Raw genomic sequence first — 19974 nt, 5'->3', positions numbered from 1 at the left:
TTTATCTAATATTTCCTTTAGCACTATGTAGGCATACAAAACGTTGACGATGCTAGATTTTCGCTTACGAGATAAGCTTTATGCTAGATGCCCAACGATACCGTGCAGGCAATCTCCGGGATGAAGTTCACTTCACCCGGAGGATTTTGATCGGCCATCTGCTGGTGGGAGTTTCCGTAGCAGGGCTGATGGTGGCCCATGGGGTGTACCAGTGGGGGATCAGCACCGTATTGTGGTATCTGCTCACCATTCTGCCAATGAAGGGCATGATGGCTGCGGATAACCGCTGTCGGCACCTTTTAGGCGGGATGTTTCTGCTTTATGGCATCACCGGTGGGTACTACCTGACCTGGGTAGTGCCGACGCTGAGAGATCTGGATCAGGCGCTGCTTCCAGCCAGCCTGCTGCCGCTGTGGATGGGCACCATGAACCTGATGTATGCAGTGGCCGGAGTGTGCTTGATGATCAACCGCAAAGTCCGACGGGCCGTGACCGTGGGCTTTTCACTGTGGTAAGGGCTTTTTGACGAACCAGGCGAGGTATTCGCGATTGCCATCGGTGCCCTGGATGGAGGATTCCACAAGGCCACGCCATTCGAGATCAGGCAGGGTTTCTACAAAGGTCTGGATGCGCGTACAGGCTTTGGTGTGAAGTTCAGGCTCGCGAACGATGCCGCCTTTACCGACTTCCTCGCGGCTGAGTTCAAACTGGGGCTTTACCAGAACGAGGGCCTGACCTCCAGGTTTAAGAGCCGAAAGAGCGCCTGGAAGAACGAGAGTGAGAGAGATGAAGGATACATCCGCCACGATGAAATCCACGGCCTCAGGTACATCCGCCGGGACGAGATGACGGACGTTAAAATTCTCCCGGCAAATAACGCGGGGATCACTGCGGAGTTTCCAGACCATCTGATTCGTCCCCACATCGAAAGCATAAACCTTCACCGCCCCGCGCTGCAGGAGGCAATCGGTGAAACCGCCCGTGGAAGCTCCGACATCCATGGCGACGAGGCCATCAACGACGATGCCGAAATGATCCAACGCCCCTTCCAGTTTAAAGCCGCCACGGCTGACGAAACGCGGGGGCTCCTTCACCCGCAGGACAGCATCCTGACGGATGAGCCAGCCGGGTTTGGTGATGACTTCCTCCGCCAGCAGGACTTCTCCAGCCATGATGAGGCGCTTGGCCTGCTCCCGTGAGGGAACAAGGCCGCGCTGAACCAGGGCGAGATCAATGCGAATGCGGGCCATCAGCGTGCCACGGGGGCAATGAGTTCATCCCCTGGCTCCAGAGTCACGCCCGAGGGGATGGAAGCGAAATCCAGATCTGCGACAGCTTCGGTTGCCTCGACAGAATCGGTAACAGTAACTTTGCCAAGGACGGCATTGGCGCGACGAATTTCATATTTCTGACCTTTGGCGATGCCTTGGGCGGAGCCGGCATCAATGATGATGAAGCCCTGTTCGCGAACGACGGTCTTAATCTTCGCCACGGGCTGGGCGGCGAGGACCATTTTTTGCAGCGGGGTGAGGGTATTGGTGGAGATGCCCTGGGCCTCCGCCTCCATGACGGATTTGGGAACAGTCAGGCCGCCGCCAGGGAGGGTGCTGGCACCAGCCATGAGCTCCTCCGGCCGGGGTTCTGGAGAGGCGATGGTCCCCGGGGTAGGCGGTGGGGTGATGGAAGTGGCGGCGGTGGGGAGCGGGATGAGAGATTCCTGGGCTGGGCTGGCGGTCTGCTCTGCCAAGCGTTGCTGCCGCTCAAAGTCGCGCTCTTTCTTGAGACCTTTGATCTCCTGCTGGCCTTCCCAGGCCAGGTAGCCGGTGACGCAAAGTAGGATAAGGGTGAGAGCCTGGGCAAAGTGTGTCAATCGCATGGGTGCATGTAAACGCGGAATGAGAAAACGGAAAAGCGAAATCCTCGCCCCTTGCACGGTGGCTCATGCGTTTCACTATAGAATGCACATGATGGATATCGCACTTTTCAGGTTGCCCGACGGACGGGCGTGGATCGGCCAGGGGCCCTTTGAATCTTTTTCGGAGGCCCCGGAAGGCGGAGGTGTGTTCTACATCAATGATTTTGACCTGAGTGATCCGCAGCCGTGGAAAAAACCGGCGCAGCTTATGGAGATCCAAGCGGATACCCTGGCCCAGGGGGCGGGGTGGAATGGGGCGCAATTGCCACATATCCAATGGGCAAAACCGGCGACGGAGTGGTTTAAGATGGCCTTTAGGAGGATCCGGCGGGAAGTACTGTCCAAGCGGCTGGAAAAAATGGTGCCGGTGCTGACGGAACGGGGGACCATTACTGAGGGGGACCCGGTGAGACTGCTGGAACGCGTGATGACCGCGCCCCCGAATACCTGGGGCTATGGCTGGATCCAGCAGGGTAAAGGATACCTGGGCGCGACGCCGGAACTGCTCTTCCGAGCAAAGGGGAACCGGGTGGAAACGATGGCCCTGGCGGGAACGGCGAAGCCGGGGGACCAGACTGCGTTTTTAACCGATGTGAAGGAGATCGAAGAGCACGAGATCGTGGTGCGTTATCTGACGGAACGGCTGGGGACTCTGGGAGTGGTAGAGCGGGAGCCGAGGGGGCTTTGCCAAGCGGCGAAACTGCTGCATTTCCAAAGCAATCTGAGTGTGACGCTGGACAAGCCCATTGAGCCTGGTGCCCTGGTGCGTGAGGTGCACCCGACGCCGGCTGTGGGCTGCCTGCCGAGGGAGGAGCACTGGCTGGCGCGCCTGCGTGAATACCGTGAGCAACTGGAGGTGCCAGGATTCTTTGGTGCTCCATTTGGATTCATCGAGCCGGGAGAATCCCTGGCCTGCCACATGGTGGTGGCCATTCGTGGACTGAGCTGGAAGGGACATGAGGCGCAGTTGCCATCCGGCTGTGGTATTGTGGGAGGCAGTGCTTTTGATCACGAATGGCGTGAATTGCGACTGAAGCGTGAAGCGGTGGTTTCAATGCTGGGCCTGTAAAACACCCGCTCCGCTTTCTGGCATGAACAATCTCATCATCCGCTCGCTCCTGACAGCACTGGCCCGTATGGGAGTGGCTGAAGTCTGCGTAGCGGCCGGGGCACGCAATGCCCCGATCATCGCCGCGCTGATCGAGAGTGAGGGGGTGAAGCTGTGGAATTTCTTTGAGGAACGCAGTGCTGGTTTTTTTGCCATCGGACGTATCCTGGCAGACCGGGCTCCCGTGGCGGTGCTGACGACCTCCGGCACGGCTGCGGCGGAGGTGCTACCTGCGGCCATTGAGGCGCATTATCAGGGGCTGCCCCTGGTGATCATCACCGCAGACCGGCCCCGGCGTTTCCGGGGTACGGGAGCGCCGCAGGCGATCGAGCAGAAGGATCTTTTTGGGCCTTATGTCTCCGCCTGTCTGGATGTGGAAGTGGGTGTGAGCCTTTCCTGGCCGACGCGCATCGGCCCCCGGCCATTTCACATCAATATCTGCCTGGATGAACCGCTAGATACAAACCTGAGCGGGATCGATTTCCTGGCGCATCACGGCCCCGCCGCCCCTAAATCCCCTGCCCCGCCGCCCTTTGGCCTCACCGGGAAAGCGACCGCCGTCATCGCCTCCGGCCTGAGCCGTGCGGAAGCGGATACCGTGGCCCCAGTTTTGGCCAAACTGGGACTGCCGGTGATGGCTGAGGCGACTTCCAACCTATGGGGACAATGGCCGAACCGGCCCCCACTAAATGCACTGCTGCATGAGGCGGCAGAATCCCATTTCCAGGCACTGAATGCGCAGCAGATCATCCGCATCGGCGGAGTGCCGACGGCGCGGTGGTGGCGGGATCTGGAAACGCGACCGGACATCCATGTGACCAATATTTCCCGCCTGCCCTTCCCCGGGCTCGCACGGACTGAAAATGTGCAGATGCAGCCATGGGCCAGCCTGGCGAACTTGAGCAAGTACCAGCTCCCCCCTGCGCAGGTGGCCGACACGGTGCCGGATATGCACGAAAGCCTGAGCAGCCATCCGCTATCTGAGCCAGGATGGATTTATGAGCTGGCTAAGCATATACCGGCAGGAGCACGGGTCTTTCTGGGGAACAGTCTTCCTATCCGCGAATTCAATCTGGTGGTCAGCGCGATGCAGCCTGAGGTGGAGTTTTATGCGAACCGGGGAGCGAATGGCATCGACGGCATCGTTTCCACCTGGTTGGGAGTCAGTGCGATCGTGCGAGAAAGCTGGCTGGTGGTGGGAGACCTAAGCGCGATGTATGATCTGGCCGCGCCCTGGATCATGCCCCAGCTCCCGCAGGGGAACCGGCGGCTGGTAGTGATCAACAACGGCGGCGGGAAGATTTTCTCACGGGTGGCTTCGCTCAAGCATCTGTCCAGGCAGGCCAAGCATGTGATCGAAAACCGGCACCGGGTAACCTTTGCCCCATGGGCGGAGATGTGGGGGCTGGCCTATCTAAAAATCGCGCATTCGGACGAACTCAAGGATCTGCCGGATGGGCCGCTGCTGATCGAGGTGGTGCCGGATGCAGAGCAGACGGATGCGTTTTATGCGATGATGAAGTGAGGTGAGTAGGCTTACTCCACAGCTTTCAAAAGACGGGCCTTCAGAGCCTGCGCGGCTGCGAGGGTAGAGGCAGTGTCCGGCGTCTCTGGCAAGGAGGTGATAAGGGTGCCGGTTTCCTCCACACGGAAGGCTTTTTTCAGAGCAGCCAGCGTGTCTTCTGACACTCCGCCTGCAACGAGGACCTGCATAAAACGCTCGTCCCGGCTGCGGGCGACGGTGATGAAACGATCCATTGAATCTGGATCAAATCCGAAGGGGACAACGGCTAGGCGAAGGGTGCTGGTACCTGCCTCTCCAGTGATGGCATGGGCGAGGGACATGAGCATGGCGATGGAGCGGCCTTCCGCCTCTGTCCGCGCTGGGTCTCCATAGGTGGCGAGGAGGAGTACAATCTCCCGAGGCCGCTGCTTGCCGGTGAGTTCGACATCCACATTGGCCAGCTCGATATCGCCTTGTTGAAAGCGGGTACGGCGCACCTGATAGCCCATGTTTTCGGCCCCCATGCTGGAATCCAGGTAAGCGGCCACAGCGGGTATTTTTTGGGCATTTGGCTGGCTCATGACATCGCGCAGGATATCGATGTGACGCTGGAGGCCGGCTTCGTTGAGATCGCGACGGAGGGCGAGGGCGTATTTATAACCACGCTCCTCCACCTTTACTTTTTTGACCCACCAAAAGCCGAAGGAAGCGATGCCGAGGACGATGGTACCTGCGGGGAAAATGACGAGCGCGGCGCGGATCCAGCGGCCTTGGGAGGGGGAGGTAAGAGTATCAGACATTTCAAAGAGGAAAGCTCAGGAAGCAGGCTGCCCGCCGAGCTGAAGGAATAAAGGAGGGTGGCCTGCGATGCAATGGGTCACTCCGCCTCACCACCGACACGCATTTTTTGGAAAGGCACGCTCTCGATGACGGCGAGAGTCAAGGACTGGAACTTATATCCATCCTCCTTGGTGCGCCGGACGATTTCTTTGATGGCGGGTTTGTCACTGTGCTCAAGACCTCTGCCCAGGGCAAAGGTGAGCATGTTTTCAGCGAGGTTGCGGGTGAAATCATCGGCCATGTCACGGGCGAGAATTTCGCGAAGCTGAGTCATGTCCTGGAAGGCCTGCCCACGAACGAGGGTCCCTGCGGCATCAATGGGCAGATCTTTTTCTTTTTCGCGATAGCGGCCGATGGCATCGTAATGCTCAAAGGCGAAGCCCATGGGATCCAGGAAGGCGTGGCAGCCGGCGCAGGAGGTATTCGCGCGATGCTCGGCGAACTGATCACGGAGGGTCATTTTGGATTTGCGGACTTTGGCTTCATCCAGGGGCGGGACTCCTCCAGGAGCTGGCGGAGGAGGGGTGCCGAGGATGTTTTCCAGGAGGTATTTGCCGCGCTTCACGGGGGAGGTGCGGGTCTGGCCGGAGGTGAGGGTGAGCACGCTGCCCTGTGTGAGGATGCCACCACGGGGGGTGCCGACGAGGGAGACCTTTTGGAACTTATCCCCCTTAAAATCTTTGAGGCCATACCAGTCAGCCAGCTTCTTATCGGCAAAGGTATAGTCCGCATTGAGGAAATCAATGATGCTGCGGTTTTCGCGAAAAATGTGGTCAAAGAAAAGCTGGCTTTCCTTCTTCATGCTGAAGCCGACCCCGCCCTTCCATTCCGGGAAACGGCGGACATCAGGTGTGACGATGTCCATGTCCCGGATCTGCAGCCACTGGCCCGCGAAGTCTTCAGTCAAAGACCACGCGCGGGCATCACCGATCATGCGCTTCATTTCAGCAGCGAGGTTTTGGCGGAGCTGGCCTTTGGAGGCGAGTTCCAACAGCTTGCTATCTGGGGGGGATGACCAAAAGAAATAGGATAGGCGGCTGGCCAGGCTGTATTCATCGATCAAAGCAGACCCGTCCGTGATGGCACCCACCGGCTGTGGATCACCCCGGAAGAGGAAGGATGGAGAAACCAGCATGCCTTCGAGGACGAAGCGCAGTGCACCCAGGGGTTTTTCCCCTTCCTTCATGGCCAGCGTGGCAAATTCCTGCCACTTGGTTTTTTCATCCGAGGTCATCGGGCGGCGGAAGAGACGAGTGCCCATTTTTTCCACCAATGCAGGAACCGCAGCAGCCTGGATGGCACCGCCTTTATCCAGGGGACCTTCAATCTTAACTTGGTGCACCCAGAGATTGCGGTCAGCCTTGGTGGCAGCCTCATAATAATCGTTGAGGAACCAAATCTGGATTTCGTGGCTTCCTGCGGGAATCTGGGCATCCAGGTTGAAGGTCTGCGGAGTCTGGTTTTTGGCCGTGACCGAGAATGCGCCAACGGTATTGCCCGCGATGCGCACATCAAACTTAGCCGGGTCTTCACCCGCCTGCTGGGCACCTGCTTTGACGGTGATGCGGTATTTGCCCGCACTGTTTATTTGCACAGGATGCTTCACATAGCCTTTGCTGGAAAGACGGATTCCCCCCGTGTCTTTCTGGGCCACACCCTGGCCACTTTCCAGATCTTCACCGGTCCACTGCACGGCAGGAAGCCCGACGGGTTTTTCATTCAAAAGCCAGCGCAGAAAGCGGCTGCCACGTGGGGCCAGGAGGCTGTGCGGGCCTTTGAGTTCCACTTTGTCGAGCACGACATTGCGGTCCTTTTTGCTGGCCTTTGGATTTTTTTCATCGCCCTGGTCATTCAGAAAGGCAACGGTCAATTTGGTTTCGCCAGCTTTTAGGCTGAGGGTCTGGGTAATGGCCTGAAACTCCGGTTTGTCTGCCTTCCAGAGTTGGGTCACTTCAAATGTGGATTCCTCCTTACCGTTGACTTTGAGGCCCAGCTTTGCGTGCTCCCCGCCCACTTGGGTGGCAGCTACATGCAGCGTTACCGTGTAGGTGCCATCTGCGGGCACACCAAAACGCTGAGAGACCTCGGCGTTGGTGAAAAACCATCGCCGCGTTCCATCCTCCTTAGTTTCGCCTTTCTGTTTATAGAACTTGCGACCGACTATCTCCACATCCGCATGGCCTGGAGTGGCTGCATCCATGGCAATGTCTGCGACTGCGCGTGAGGCACGCAGATACTTTTCCATCAGCATCGGGGAAAGGCTGAGCACATCCCCGATGTTGTCATACCCATACCCGGTATCATCCGGAGGAAACTCGCGTGCCGGACGGCTGTCCACGTAAAGCAGGTCCTTCACCGTATTGTTGTATTCCGTACGGTTCAGACGTCGGTAGGTGACGTGGCCGGGGTCCGGTTTCGTGGGATCAAACCAAAAGATGGCATCATCAATCCAGGCCACCATTTCATCCCGCTGCACCAGGCTGGGCTTGTCCTTTTTCTCAGGTGGCATCACATGCGTGACGATCTGCTGGCGCACATGGTCCCAGAACTTCATGTCGCTGCGCAAGGCGGAGTACTCTGTGTATTTGTCGAAGGTGAAGTTTCCCTTGTCCATGCCATCCGCATGACAATCGAAGCAGTACTGCTCCAGCATCGGCTTGATCTTTTTTTCATAGGTGGCCTGGCCACGGGTGGCCAGAGCCTCAGCGGCCGGAGCGGCAGCAGGCAACAGTGACAGGAGAGCGATGGAACGAAGGATGGACATGTGAAGGCCTTGGGGGAAAACCAGTGGCGTAATGAGACCACTCATACTCTATACGTACGCGGCAGCCAGGAGATTTCCCTCCTTGTGAATTGTGCTCAAAACTGCCCATCTTGCACCCCCTGGCTGCCTTCGCCTCCCCAAGTGCGGATTTATACCTGTTTTGCCCTGCGACCTAAAAAAGCCACGATCCCGAAGGCAGCGAGCAGCAATGAGCCGGGTTCTGGAACAGCAATGATGTTAGAATCCAAGGTGACGGCACCATTAAGCGCGATAACCTGCCCATCCACCGTGGCACCGGTGGTCAGAGTATTGCTGGTTAAAGAGATGAGCGTTCCCTCAAACGCCGAGTTTGTACCGAGAGTGGCAGAACTGCCCACTTGCCAGTAAACGTTGGAAGCTTCTGCACCGTTATTTGTCACCACAGCGGACAAGCCCGCCGTCGTCAGCGCGCTGCCTATTTGAAACACAAATAAGGGGTTGATCTGGCCATCACCATCCAGTGTCAGAGTGCCCGTAAGCGCAGCCGTTGAATCAAAAAAGTAAACGCCAGGCGTCAGGGTCAGCCCGCCCAAATCCTGCCCGGTGAGGTCCTGGTCAAAACTCATCGCCTCCAAGGCATTGTAGGCAATCGTGGCATCACTCTTGGCCTGAATTGCAAAGGCATCGCCCAAATGCTGTGTACCGGAATAAGTTCCTGGTGGAAAGCCTGTAATCTCCGTGCCTGGGCTGACTCCCAGATTTCCAGTCAATACGGTGGGGCCGGTATTCGTTACTGTAGAACCGCCCAAAACCGCAAACCCCGCCGCCGCGCCGAGCGAGACGGATCCCTGTGCATAAATGCCTGGCGCACCCGCGATGAACAAACCGGTTATCAGCAAAAGAGCAAACACAGGAAATGTTTTCATGACCATTATTTTTGTATTGTTTTTTGTTAGGTCTAACGGACTGACAGTGGCATGCATCCTTTGGTGCGGGTGAAGCAAGGCAAACGGAGGCTTATCCGTTTAGGCGTGAGGGCAGGAAGGTCGTTGTAGGGATACCTTGGTGTTGATCTTTTAGATCACTGCGCGATTCACTGACTTAATCTTCATTGAAAATAACATAATTCAATTATTCAATAATTACCATATTTATTATTAAAATAATTGAATTTGATGCTTTTTGCCCGATGAAGAGTTGAATCCTACCTAAACCCCAGCAGTTATTGCCATGGCCTATCACCGAAACATCATCTGTGCACCCCGAGGCCTGTCATCAAATGTGACCGAAAGACGAATCGCCCGGTGTAAAAGCTCCAAATATTGGATGGAAGGAATCTCATGCCCTCCTAGAGTGGCGAGGTGTGGCGTGGTCCACTGAGTATCGTGGACAATAAAACCGCGCTCCTTCAGCCGCCATTGCAAGTATGTCAGGGCGACTTTTGAAGCCTGAGTTTCACGGCTGAACATGCTCTCTCCAAAGAAGGCTCCGCCGATAGCGACGCCATAAACACCGCCGACCAGCCGACCGCCCCGCCAGACTTCGGCACTGTGAGCAAAACCAAGCCGGTGCAATTCCTGATAACTGTCCAAAATGATGTCCGTGATCCAGGTGTTTTCGCGGTCAGCGCAGCCCCGCATGACGTCGCCAAATGCGGTGTTCCAGCGCACTTCAAATGGATGATTTCGGAGGTAACGCTGAAACCGGGCCGGTAAATGAAAATCCTCAATGGGCAATATCCCGCGATAAGGCGGTCTGAACCATGAGATACGCCCGTCCTCATCCCCCATGGGGAAAGCGCCATCGCAGTAAGCGCTGAGGAGTTGGACAGGATCTAGCATAGGGGGCACGGAAACAGGTTTTAGGGTTAGTAAGAGCCAGCAAAAAAGCAACAGCACATGCCGGTGCAGGATTGCGCTTCCCGACGATACTGCGGAACGTTACATTTTGCATCTATGGAACTCGATCTCACCGGCCCTCTGCGCGAAGACGCCTACATCATTCTCAGTGGTCTCGTGACACCGCGCCCGATCGCCCTGACGACGACGGTAGACCTGGAAGGCCGTGTCAATGCGGCTCCGTTCAGCTTTTTCAATGTGCTGGGGGACAGCCCGCCCATCGTGGGATTTTGCCCAGGAGACCGCTCACCAGGGGTGCCCAAGGACACGGCCCGCAACATCCGCCTGACCCATGAATTTGTGGTCAATCTGGTGGATGAAGCCATCGCGGAGAAGATGAATCTATGTGCAGCCTCACTGCCTGCCGGCCAGGATGAGCTGGCCCATGCGGGCCTGACGGCCCTGCCGTCCAGTGTGGTGAAAGCGCCGCGAATTGCCGAGGCACCGGTGAGCCTGGAATGCCGCAGCCACAGCATCATCGAGATCGGAGATAACCGGCTGATCATCGGCGAGGTGCTGCGCGTCCATGTGCGCGATGAAATCTTTGACCCGGAAACCTGGCTGGTCAAACCCGGGACCTATGCCCCCATCGGCAGGATGCAGGCACCTGGATGGTATTGCCGTACAACTGATATGTTCGAGATGAAACGGCCCAAGTAAAAGCTGGGATTAACGGCGACGACGCAAAGCAAAAAGGCAAAAGCTCAGTAGCAGCAATCCTGCCCGTCCAGGCTCCGGAACAACCACAAAAAGACCATGGCTGGCAAACAAAGTAAGGTCCCAATAAAACCCAGTGCCCACCAGTGAAGGAAGCTGGAGATAGGAGTTTACCTCACCGCCTAGCGTGGTGTCACTGCTGAAGACAGGGCCACCCGAGAGCAGGCCGGTCCAGTCCAGCAAATTGAAAACCTGTCCGTAGGCATAGTTTACGCCCAGATCCTCCACGATCAGTTTCGTGCCCTCATTCCATGTCAGGGTACCCTGGATGAGAACCAGATCATGATCCCCGAGGTTTCCAGCCACGCTATTATATGTTTCAAAGTTATACTGGCTGGGAATCTGGGAGACTGCATACGCATCCAAATCCGCGAGACCCGTAGGGGCACTGATGCCCAGCGTGATGTTAGCACCGGAGCCGATAGCTGCATTCAAGGTCAGATTCCCTGCAAAGGTGAGGATGCCTTTTTCTAGCCCGCCGTTGGCTCCGGGCCGGATGCTGCCGGATGTCAGTGTTGTGCTGGCGGAGACCGTACCCACACCAGCCAGGATAGCTCCAGAACCTTCGACTGAAGTATTGCCGCCTCCGGTGCTGGAGCCTGAGAGAATTTCCAGCGTACCAGCCTGGACCAAGGTGCTGCCTCCATAAGTGTTGGTGCCACCGAGAGTCAGAACCCCGGAGGTGGTCTTGACCAAAGCAGCACTGCCATTGTATCCAGCCAGACCTACCAAGCTACCGGACTGAGCGTTCAGGGTAATCAGTGCATCCGCCGCGCCGATGCTGCCACCTGTCATGTCCAAGGTGCCGCCATTCAGATTCACCGTGGCGGTATTCCGGTTCAACGAATCGGCCGTCGTCACGATATTACCATTCACGGTAAAGGTGCCCCCGGTAAGGTTGAGGGTACCCCGGCTGGCAAAATTAGGATTCGAATTCAAGGTGCCTGGGCTATTTTCGATGGTGGCCAAAAGGATGGCCAGTTCCACATTTCCACCGACGGTGAAGGTTCCGCCCGCCATGCTCAGTGTGCCCTGGCCGAAGGAACTGATGGAGGTGCTAGTGCCCTCCAGATAACCGATGGTCACCTTGCCAGAGACATCCACATCATTGCTGCCGGAGCCAAGGGTGAGCTGGCCGGTGCTGGTTCCAATGGCAGTGGTGACCCCGTTTTTATAACCAATGGTTAGGCTGCTCAGATCGGCAATAAAAGTTCCGTTGGCCAGATCCATGCGACTGACGGTGGACACGGCTGTATTGATCGCATTGTAACCTACATAGAGCGATGAACGCGCGCCGTCAGCCACCCCCTGCAAGGTCAAAACCCCTCCATCGCGGATCGTGACTGTGCCACTGCCTTTACGGTAACCGACATACATGATCGAAGTCTTCACTGTACTCACCCCTTCACCAAACTGTACCAGGTTGGTATCCACTGTGGAACTAACACCTCCGCCACCCGCATCCGCTATCGAAAAGCTGGTCCGGGCAGTAATGGAACTGTTCACTGGTAAATACAGCGCCCCCCCTGTAGAAGCCAGGCTACCGGTATAAGCCACACCGTTGAATGCCTCAGGATACTCGCTGAAGGATGCTCCTGAAACGGAGGTATGCACACCTACCCTCACGGTTCCCACATTCGCCGTGAAGGAATCGGATCCACGCAGGTCCAGTATCCCATTGGGGCCAGCATAGGAATAAGCCTGTGCATTCAAGGTTATCCCGACGTCCAGCGTATCAGCAACACCACTGCCAACAGTCATTTGCCCGCCTGTAGTTGCATAGTTGGCGATGCTTACATTGTTATAGCCTACTTGAAGGCTTTTGGCGATGATGTTGGTAGCTCCGGCAAAATCAAGTCTTCCCATATTGACCCGGACCGTCCCTACTGAGAGCCCCGTCGTGAGTGTCATGCGTCCTGGGCCAGATTTCATGAGAATGCCGTCCGCATTGCTGATGATGGTGGAGGAAACCGTCAGGTCCGATGCTGCATTGGTGCTGTCATTGATGACAAAAATCCGCTGACCTGATCCGAGATTCAGAGTTCCGCCCGAGATATTAGCCCCCAGGTTATTGTTCGTGGAACTGTAAGCGAGGTGACTGTTTAAGTTCAGCGTGCGCCCCGTGGCCAGGCTGACAGTAGCCGAAGATCCACTGCTTCCTCCACCCAGGAACAAGGCATACGATATATCCTCGGTTGCAGGAAGCAGCATCAAAGAAGGATCTCCATTGAGAGTCAGGTCTTGCATACCCGCGATGTCGAAGACCCCATTGGAAACGGTAATACCCGTTTGAGGAATCACGCTACTTCCGGTTAGGCGCAGTGTTCCACCCCTGATGGTAGTGGTGCCAGTATAGGTATTGCTGCCGCCCAGAACCCAAGTGCCAGCCTCAGTCTTCAGGAGGGAGGTGATGCCACCGCCGGTGGAATCTGGAATGCCGCCTTGAAGTGTATTTGCCGCAGTGCTGGTGCCCGCCAGAGTAAACGTTTTGTTTCCTGCGGTATTAAATTCAATCGCATTTTGAAACACAACTGCGCCCGAACCAGACGCACTGAGAGTAAAAGTACCCGTAGTGCCGGTGAAGCGCAGAACCTTGTCCGTTGTCTCCCCTGCCCCGGCATAAATGAGACCTATATTGGTGGTCGTGGAACCAAGGTCGATGCGGGCATGCGTCCCCACATTGGTTCCTGTAGCACTGCCTGCCATACCGAATTTTTCCACCTGCAGGCTGCCATTGGTGACGGTGGTGAGTCCACTGTATGAATTGTTACCGGTCAGGGTGAGGGTTCCGGTACTGAGCTTGGTCACTGCTCCGGTTCCGGTGATGTCGCCAGTAAAAGTGTAAGCATTCGTGCGGTTAAATTCCAGGATGCCATTGTTCAGCACATTACCGAGAATAGACCCTGTGGCAGTGCCTGCTCCGAGGATACCACCGCCGAGCCGCAATGTACCAGCATTGATCGTTGTACCGCCTGTATAGGTGTTTGTCCCGGCGAGGATCAACATCTGATTTCCAGCCTTAATGATACCACCATTTTGAATGATGGTTTCAATCGTGGCATCATCGTTTCCGTAGAGGGTCGCGGCTGCGCTTTGCACCGTGATCGTGCGGACACCACCCCCCAGATCCAGATAACCGGAATTCGCGGCAGCGGTACTGCGGTTGCCCGTCCCGCTGATGAGGACATCCCTCACGTTATTGCCCGTCATCCCGCCCCGGTTGTTGTTCAGAAAGATGTCTCCATTGACAGTCAACACACCGTTGGCCCCAGTCATCACACCAATGTTGTTCGTGCCGGTTAAAGCGGTGATGGTGAGGCCGCCAATGGTTTCGCTGTATCCATTAAGATCGAAAAGGGAGGCATTATACTGGCGGCTGATGAGGGTGACTGTGGATGCATCATTGATTTGATCGCTATCCATCAATTGCAGAGTTGTGAGATTAGCATTTCCATTCGTGCCGCCAACGGCCTCTATGATGATATTTCCCGCACCCAGAGCTGATCCGAGGCTGGTCTCAAGCTGCACCAAGCCGGCATCCATTCTAAAATCGCCCAGGAAAGTGCCCTGGGTTGTGCCGATGAGTTTCAAAGTTCCCCTGCCCCGCTTGGTCAGGCCAAAATTACCTGTCAGGGTGAGGTCCTCAAGGGTGGCGGTCCGGGATGTCGCCACATTCAAAATCGAAAGTGCTGTGAGATTCAGCGTGCCTCCTTTCAAGACGACGGTTCCTTCCTCGAAGGTCAAGCCCTGGATGTCGTGCGTACCTGTAACTCCAACGGTATAACTTCCAGTCGCATCTGTGCCTGCACTGAAAACGGCGACGTTCCCAGCACTCCACGCCGACAGCGTGCCATTTCCACCTGTCGACAGGCTATTCCAGTAGGTGTTTGTGGTGTTCCATTCTCCCGCAGGGGCGGTTCCGCCCGCTCCGGCGGTGACACCATTGATGTCCCAATACACTGAAGTTTGGGCAAACAACGGGACTTGAGTTAGAAGGAGGAGAGAAAGAGCTGCATGATGAACAGCCGTAGTGATGCGTACGTAGTTTTTTTGTTTCATTTAACCGGGGGGGGCGGCAAGTGAACCAGTCACTGATGAAACATCAGCCTGGACGATGGGGGGATGCTCTTGTTTAAACATCATCCGTGCCAAGCGGAGCATACAGAAGGGGCCTGATCTGATACGAATCCGGCCATGCGATTTGCAGTCATCCCGTCGAGTGGACTGGAATCCGTCAGCCGCGGAAATCCGTATAATCTTGGTAATTCCAGTGATTCGCCTGTGGTAGGCCCAAGAAGAGTTCTTTCTCTTAACGAGAGCACTTGTTTCCAAGTTGCTTGTGAGGACTCCCTTGGCTAGAATCACATTTCAAATTTAAATTCACCTCTGTTTACCCATGAGTCTTTCGCGCCTCCTTATTGCTGCCAGTGCTGTTTTGGTTCTTGCGTCCTGCCAAGGCAGCGGGCGGATTGACGCGAGTTATCCAACTGTGTCAGAACTTGACCGCCTGGACTCCCAGTGGGGTTTGAGCCCACGCACTTCCAGGGGTGCGCCGAAGCGGACCTTCCAGTATTCAGCCCCGCCAGCGACGACCTACAACTCGCCATCCGCCCCAGCGGCTCCTGCCATGATTCCCCCCCGTGAAACGGTGAGGGCACAACCACCCACCCCTGCTCCGCAACTGGATCCGGCGACCGTCAACAGCCTGCGCTAAAATTACGAACGAATCGAAAATACCCTTTTTTCCGCCGTGAAGATCTCCCTCCTTCTGCTGTTTTCGTTGACTTTAGGTCTCAGTTCCCTGTCCGCCCAAGAGTTGGCACCCACGCTCCCGGCTCCTGGCCCGCCCGTGACGCCCCTCCTGCCTGTGGATAAAATGGCAGAGCAGGCACAGCGGGAGCTCTTTGAAGCCACCGAACGCGGGAATACGACCAATTCCACCGATGCCATTCCTGTGACAGGTGGCCCAATCGTTACCAGCAGCGGACGGAAGACCACCTTTGCCGCGCCTAAGCTGGAAGATCCTGCTGGCTGGCCAAAGGATTCGCAGCGGAAACTCGCGGTGATGGAAGTGAGCTTCGGCGGAGCCATCGAAACCGTCATGTTTGAACTCTTTTCCAACGAGACTCCGATGACGGTCTCTAACTTTCTGGATAACTGCGAGACAGGTTCCTACAATGGGCTGGCGTTTCATCGTGCCATCGCCAATTTCATCGTCCAGACGGGCGATCCGCTGACTGCGGACGAAGGTGCACGCGACCGCTGGGGCACCGGAGGTGAATCCAAAACGGTCCCGGCAGAAATCAAACGTGCCCATCGCAAAGGTGCTGTGGCCATGGGCCGCCGGAATGACAACGTCAACCCCTCCCGCAAATCCAACGGCTATCAGTTCTACTTTGCCCTGGGCAACTATGGCTCCATGGACGGTAAGTACACCGTTTTTGGCCAAGTGGTGTCCGGCATCGAGACGCTGGAGAAGATCTCCAACATGCCTGTGGACAGCAATGATTGCCCCATCGCACGCATCGAGATCAAATCCATCAAGGTGATCGATCACAAAGGCCCGCTCGTGGCCAAGGATGAGGATTTTGGGGACAAGCGCAAGTATTCCAAGCCTGCCGCCGCCAAAGGATTTATGGAGCGCATCCTGGAGCGCGTCTGGTAGCCCGGTCCGCCACGCCTGCCCGCAGGCTGTGGCCACTCGCATGAATCCTCCCGAACTAGCACGCCGCGTCATCCGCCTTGAAATCGAGGAATTGGAGCGCCTGCACCAGCGCATTGGTGCCGCCTTTACCACCAGCATTGAGATGCTGCAAAAGTGCCTGGAACAGCGGGGCAAGATCATCGTCTGCGGCGTGGGCAAAAGTGGCAACATCGGCCGCAAACTGGCGGCGACCCTGAACAGCACCGGTGCCACGACGGTATGCCTGGATGTGGGGGATGCCCTGCATGGTGACCTGGGCGTGATCGATGAAGGAGACCTGGCCATCCTGCTGAGCTACAGCGGTGAAACGACGGAATTGCTGGATCTGCTGCCCCATCTCAAACGCCTGTCGTTGCCCCTGGTGGCCATTACTGGAGTCTCCACTTCCACACTCGCTCGCCATGCGGATTGTGTGCTGGATGTGGCCGTGACCAAGGAGGCCTGTCCGCTCAACTTAGCCCCCACTGCCAGCACGACGACGATGCTGGTGCTGTGTGATGCGCTGGCCATGGTACTGCTGGAGGCACGCGGCTTTCAGCAGGCTGATTTTGCCCGTTTGCATCCGGGAGGCTCCCTGGGCCGGGCGCTGCTAACTCGTGTAGCTGACGTCATGCGTCATGGAGACCAGGTGGCGATCATCTCCCCGCAGACCACGGTGCAGGAAGCGCTGCAAGCGATGACCCGCGCCCGCAGTGGTGCGGCCATTGTGCAAGAGAAGGACGGCGGCCTGGCGGGTGTGTTTACCCATGGGGATTTCGTCCGTGCTTTTCAAAAGGATCACGCCATCTCCGCGCATCCCGTCTCCCAATATATGACACCGCGCCCCGTCAGCATTCAGGCGGACAAACTGGCGGCGGAAGTACTCTCCACCCTACAGACCAACCGTGTGGATGACATCGTGGTCATCGACAGCGCAGGCCGCCCCGTGGGACTGGTGGACACCCAGGACCTGACGCGCCTGAGACTGGTCTAACCTATTTTAATTCATGACTGAAACCGAAGAAAACCTGATCGAGCGCAACCTGGGCCCGCAACCGCTGGATTCGCTAATGACCGAAGCCGGTCTGGATAATCATGCCCTGGTGAGTGCCAGCAGTGAGCCGATGACCCATAAAGCCGTACAGCGTGCACGCAAAGGCCGCCGCCTGACGACACACATGCAGCGCCGCATGGCCACTGCCCTCAACAAGGCACTGACCATCCACGGCACGCCACCTGAGCGTGAATGGACCATGAAGGATCTCTTTACCTATTAGCCAAGCCTGCCTGAACCAGCCTTTGGTGCTTGACCCTGGGTGCTGAAGTTCAGACAATTTTTCCTCGTGCTACCTGTCCTTCCCGTCCTCTCTTACTTGGCGTTGCTGCTGCTGCTGGCGATTATTTCCGCCACGGAGACAGCCATCCACATGGCGCGTGATTTGGACAGTCAGCTGAGCTCAGCCCGTGCGGGGGTGGCACGGAAGCTGCGTAGGATTACTGCGAATCCTTTCGCCCAGTTGCACCGCACTCTGCTACTCTCCGCTACGCTAAACCTCGCCCTTGCTGCGCTGGGTTTGCATCTGGTATCCGGCCCGATGCTGGCCCTGGGTTGGAACTCCTGGCTGGCAGCCACTTTGCTGTTTGTGGGCACGGTGATTATTGGTGACATGATGCCCAAGTTTCTCGCCGCCCGCTCGCCAACGGCGGTGCTGGTCGGCAGTCTGCGCTTGCTCAATCCCCTGCGTAGCATTCTGGATCCGATTGCCGCCCTTGCGGACCGCTCCACGGATGTCCTCATCCGGCGCTTAATTCCGCAAAGAGTCAAAATGCGCCAGCCCATCACACGGGATGAATTTGAGACGCTGGTGGAGATGCGCGTGGAGCAAGGGCTCCTGGATGCAGCTGAGGCAGCGATGATCCGGGAGGCACTGGAGATCGAAGGCCTAACGGTGCGTGACTGCATGGTGCCGAGGGTGGATCTGACGCTCATGAGCGCCTTCGACAAACCGGAGAAGACCACGGCTACGCTGGAGCAATCAGCCGAGCGTTACGTCGTGGTGTATGGCGAGACACCGGATGTGGTGGAAGGTGTCATTGATACCCTCGCCTGGAGGCTGGCTGGCCGTCCGGCATGGGCCAATCTGCTGCGTCCTGCGACCTTCGTGCCGGAGACGATGCCTGTTCTGGATGCGCTGGATGCCTATCTCAAAAACACCACTCAGCCAGTGCTCATCGTCGATGAGTATGGCGGGCTGGAAGGCATGGTGAGCCAAGATGAGATCGCCGATTGGCTGCTGTATGAAGCTGCGCCATGGCAGGGCGAGGGAGCTGAAATTCGAGATCTGGGCAATGGGCGCTATTTGCTGGAAGGCGGCACCCGCATTGATGATGTCGCTGCCGCGCTTCACATCTCCTTTCCCGATACAGACGGGCTGGATACGATTGGTGGTCTTGTGTTTAATATCTTGGGTCATCTGCCAAAAGCGGGAGAAAGAGTCCACCTGGATGATGCCGACCTCAAAGTCCGCCGAGTGGTCCGCGCCCGCGTGCAGCAGGTGGAGCTGCGCCTGAAAAAACCCTTTACTGAGGACATTGACCGCCAGTGACCTGGGTATTTCTGCTGATCATTGCCCTGGGCCTTTCATTCGCTCTCTCCGGTCTGGAAAGCGCCATCATCGCCGTCAGCCGCGTGCGGGTGCGCCATGCTGCCGGTGCGGGTGATAAACGCGCTATCCGTCTGCTGCCTTTGGTGGAGGATCGCGATGCCCTACTGGGAGCCATCACGGTGACCAATCACATCACCAATCTGGCGGCGTTTCTCATCATTGCCTGGAAGCTGGTACGCATCAGCGGCCCATGGGGGTATTTCATCGCCTTCATCATCGCGCTGCCCATTTTCCTCATCGGCCTGGAGGTCCTGCCGAAAAAGATTTTCCGCCGTTACCCCTTTCGAAGCCTCCGCACCCTGACACCCCTGGTGCTTTTGGTGGGCTTGGTGCGCCCCCTTTTTCGCGCCCTGGCAGATCCCCGGGCGGAGGCAGCGAGCATCCCAGACCATTCCTTGGGCCGCGATGATCTGCGCCACCAGGCCGAGGTGCTGAGCAAACAGGGCCAGCTTAGCCCCGGTGCCGCACGTCTCATCCAGCGCAGCCTAGACTACCGCAAGCTCCGCACGGCCGCCGTTATGCGTCCGCTGACCCGTAGCATTGCCCTATCAGGTGAGCTGCCGCTGAAAACCGCCCTCATCATGGCGCGGGAGCATGCCGTCACCACCCTGCCGGTGCTGGGGGAGCAAGGCCAGTTTGTTGGCGTCCTGGATCTGGCCACCCTTCCCGCTCATTGCCCGCCGGATCGGCTTGTGCGGCACCACATGCGCACCCTGGATGCGGTGCATGCGCAGGACAGTGCCTTGCTGACCTTGCAGCGGATGAGAAAGCGGGCACGCACTCTGGTTCTCGTTTTGGATGATAAAAATGAGCCTGTTGGGTTGGCCAGTGAAGAAGATTTATTGGACCACCTGATGGGCACCCGCAGCTAAAGCTTCGAAATAGATCCGGCAGTATTTC

At 57.1% G+C, this 19974-nt stretch carries 17 protein-coding genes; 10 read left to right on the top strand and 7 right to left on the bottom strand.

Annotated elements, in window-relative coordinates; all coding sequences use genetic code 11:
* Positions 1 to 80 precede the first annotated feature (80 nt).
* On the top strand, positions 81 to 515 hold the full coding sequence (locus EI77_RS08145; protein ID WP_133794524.1) for a hypothetical protein: 435 nt from the start codon (positions 81 to 83) through the stop codon (positions 513 to 515).
* On the opposite strand, the gene EI77_RS08140 is transcribed toward EI77_RS08145, so the two are convergent.
* Together EI77_RS08140 and EI77_RS08135 are read right to left on the bottom strand one after the other, a co-directional pair.
* Entirely contained in the window at positions 504 to 1250 is a 747-nt protein-coding gene (locus tag EI77_RS08140) for a TlyA family RNA methyltransferase (protein WP_133794522.1), read from the bottom strand. The two genes, EI77_RS08145 and EI77_RS08140, sit on opposite strands and share 12 nt — an antisense overlap.
* Positions 1250 to 1876, bottom strand: a complete 627-nt coding sequence (locus EI77_RS08135) for a hypothetical protein (RefSeq protein ID WP_133794520.1) — start codon at positions 1874 to 1876, stop codon at positions 1250 to 1252. The genes EI77_RS08140 and EI77_RS08135 overlap by 1 nt, the downstream gene beginning before the upstream one ends.
* 88 nt (positions 1877 to 1964) lie before the next feature.
* Here EI77_RS08135 and EI77_RS08130 point away from each other — a divergent pair, with 88 nt between their 5' ends.
* Positions 1965 to 2984, top strand: coding sequence for a chorismate-binding protein (locus tag EI77_RS08130; protein WP_166647121.1), 1020 nt, complete (start codon positions 1965 to 1967; stop codon positions 2982 to 2984).
* Positions 2985 to 3006: 22 nt separating this feature from the next.
* The gene (menD, locus tag EI77_RS08125) at positions 3007 to 4548 is read left to right on the top strand and encodes a 2-succinyl-5-enolpyruvyl-6-hydroxy-3-cyclohexene-1-carboxylic-acid synthase (RefSeq protein WP_133794516.1); all 1542 of its coding nucleotides are present in this window, start codon (positions 3007 to 3009) and stop codon (positions 4546 to 4548) included.
* Between the two features lie 11 nt (positions 4549 to 4559).
* Here the strand turns inward: menD and EI77_RS08120 are convergent, their stop codons facing one another.
* The 4 genes from EI77_RS08120 to aat all read right to left on the bottom strand — a co-directional run bounded on the left by EI77_RS08120 (position 4560) and on the right by aat (position 9951).
* Positions 4560 to 5327, bottom strand: a complete 768-nt coding sequence (locus tag EI77_RS08120; RefSeq protein ID WP_133794514.1) for a hypothetical protein — start codon at positions 5325 to 5327, stop codon at positions 4560 to 4562.
* A 77-nt stretch (positions 5328 to 5404) separates the two neighbouring features.
* A complete protein-coding gene (locus tag EI77_RS08115; protein ID WP_166647120.1) occupies positions 5405 to 8131 on the bottom strand; it encodes a DUF1592 domain-containing protein in 2727 nt (908 codons plus the stop codon).
* Between the two features lie 149 nt (positions 8132 to 8280).
* Entirely contained in the window at positions 8281 to 9036 is a 756-nt protein-coding gene (locus tag EI77_RS08110) for a DUF3494 domain-containing protein (protein ID WP_133794510.1), read from the bottom strand.
* 312 nt (positions 9037 to 9348) lie between these two features.
* Positions 9349 to 9951: a leucyl/phenylalanyl-tRNA--protein transferase gene (gene aat, locus EI77_RS08105; protein ID WP_133794508.1), complete on the bottom strand. Its 603-nt coding sequence runs from the start codon at positions 9949 to 9951 to the stop codon at positions 9349 to 9351.
* 114 nt (positions 9952 to 10065) lie between these two features.
* On the opposite strand from aat, the gene EI77_RS08100 reads away from it, so the two are divergent.
* A complete protein-coding gene (locus EI77_RS08100; RefSeq protein ID WP_133794506.1) occupies positions 10066 to 10668 on the top strand; it encodes a flavin reductase family protein in 603 nt (200 codons plus the stop codon).
* Positions 10669 to 10677: 9 nt separating this feature from the next.
* On the opposite strand, the gene EI77_RS08095 is transcribed toward EI77_RS08100, so the two are convergent.
* Positions 10678 to 14784 carry a beta strand repeat-containing protein gene (locus tag EI77_RS08095; protein WP_133794504.1) on the bottom strand — a complete coding sequence of 1369 codons (4107 nt, stop codon included), beginning with the start codon at positions 14782 to 14784 and terminating at the stop codon, positions 10678 to 10680.
* Between the two features lie 430 nt (positions 14785 to 15214).
* On the opposite strand from EI77_RS08095, the gene EI77_RS08090 reads away from it, so the two are divergent.
* The 6 genes from EI77_RS08090 (at position 15215) to EI77_RS08065 (ending at position 19946) form a co-directional block, all read left to right on the top strand.
* Complete coding sequence (locus tag EI77_RS08090; protein WP_133794502.1) at positions 15215 to 15439, top strand: hypothetical protein; 225 nt, start codon at positions 15215 to 15217, stop codon at positions 15437 to 15439.
* Between the two features lie 36 nt (positions 15440 to 15475).
* Complete coding sequence (locus tag EI77_RS08085; RefSeq protein WP_133794500.1) at positions 15476 to 16390, top strand: peptidylprolyl isomerase; 915 nt, start codon at positions 15476 to 15478, stop codon at positions 16388 to 16390.
* Between the two features lie 40 nt (positions 16391 to 16430).
* A complete protein-coding gene (locus EI77_RS08080) occupies positions 16431 to 17402 on the top strand; it encodes a KpsF/GutQ family sugar-phosphate isomerase (RefSeq protein ID WP_133794498.1) in 972 nt (323 codons plus the stop codon).
* Between the two features lie 13 nt (positions 17403 to 17415).
* Complete coding sequence (locus tag EI77_RS08075) at positions 17416 to 17685, top strand: hypothetical protein (protein ID WP_133794496.1); 270 nt, start codon at positions 17416 to 17418, stop codon at positions 17683 to 17685.
* Positions 17686 to 17751: 66 nt separating this feature from the next.
* Positions 17752 to 19014: a transporter associated domain-containing protein gene (locus EI77_RS08070; protein WP_166647119.1), complete on the top strand. Its 1263-nt coding sequence runs from the start codon at positions 17752 to 17754 to the stop codon at positions 19012 to 19014.
* A complete protein-coding gene (locus EI77_RS08065) occupies positions 19011 to 19946 on the top strand; it encodes a CNNM domain-containing protein (protein ID WP_133794492.1) in 936 nt (311 codons plus the stop codon). The genes EI77_RS08070 and EI77_RS08065 overlap by 4 nt, the downstream gene beginning before the upstream one ends.
* Positions 19947 to 19974 lie beyond the last annotated feature (28 nt).

It is taken from the genome of Prosthecobacter fusiformis, from assembly GCF_004364345.1.
GTDB classification, from domain to species: Bacteria; Verrucomicrobiota; Verrucomicrobiia; order Verrucomicrobiales; family Verrucomicrobiaceae; genus Prosthecobacter; species Prosthecobacter fusiformis.
This window is presented reverse-complemented; position numbering and strand designations above follow the sequence as displayed.

Coding starts and splice junctions, on each gene's coding strand:
- EI77_RS08145 (WP_133794524.1), top strand. CDS start 81: ATGCTAGATGCCCAACGATACCGTGCAGGCAATCTCCGGGATGAAGTT.
- EI77_RS08140 (WP_133794522.1), bottom strand. CDS start 1,250: ATGGCCCGCATTCGCATTGATCTCGCCCTGGTTCAGCGCGGCCTTGTT.
- EI77_RS08135 (WP_133794520.1), bottom strand. CDS start 1,876: ATGCGATTGACACACTTTGCCCAGGCTCTCACCCTTATCCTACTTTGC.
- EI77_RS08130 (WP_166647121.1), top strand. CDS start 1,965: ATGATGGATATCGCACTTTTCAGGTTGCCCGACGGACGGGCGTGGATC.
- menD (WP_133794516.1), top strand. CDS start 3,007: ATGAACAATCTCATCATCCGCTCGCTCCTGACAGCACTGGCCCGTATG.
- EI77_RS08120 (WP_133794514.1), bottom strand. CDS start 5,327: ATGTCTGATACTCTTACCTCCCCCTCCCAAGGCCGCTGGATCCGCGCC.
- EI77_RS08115 (WP_166647120.1), bottom strand. CDS start 8,131: ATGTCCATCCTTCGTTCCATCGCTCTCCTGTCACTGTTGCCTGCTGCC.
- EI77_RS08110 (WP_133794510.1), bottom strand. CDS start 9,036: ATGAAAACATTTCCTGTGTTTGCTCTTTTGCTGATAACCGGTTTGTTC.
- aat (WP_133794508.1), bottom strand. CDS start 9,951: ATGCTAGATCCTGTCCAACTCCTCAGCGCTTACTGCGATGGCGCTTTC.
- EI77_RS08100 (WP_133794506.1), top strand. CDS start 10,066: ATGGAACTCGATCTCACCGGCCCTCTGCGCGAAGACGCCTACATCATT.
- EI77_RS08095 (WP_133794504.1), bottom strand. CDS start 14,784: ATGAAACAAAAAAACTACGTACGCATCACTACGGCTGTTCATCATGCA.
- EI77_RS08080 (WP_133794498.1), top strand. CDS start 16,431: ATGAATCCTCCCGAACTAGCACGCCGCGTCATCCGCCTTGAAATCGAG.
- EI77_RS08075 (WP_133794496.1), top strand. CDS start 17,416: ATGACTGAAACCGAAGAAAACCTGATCGAGCGCAACCTGGGCCCGCAA.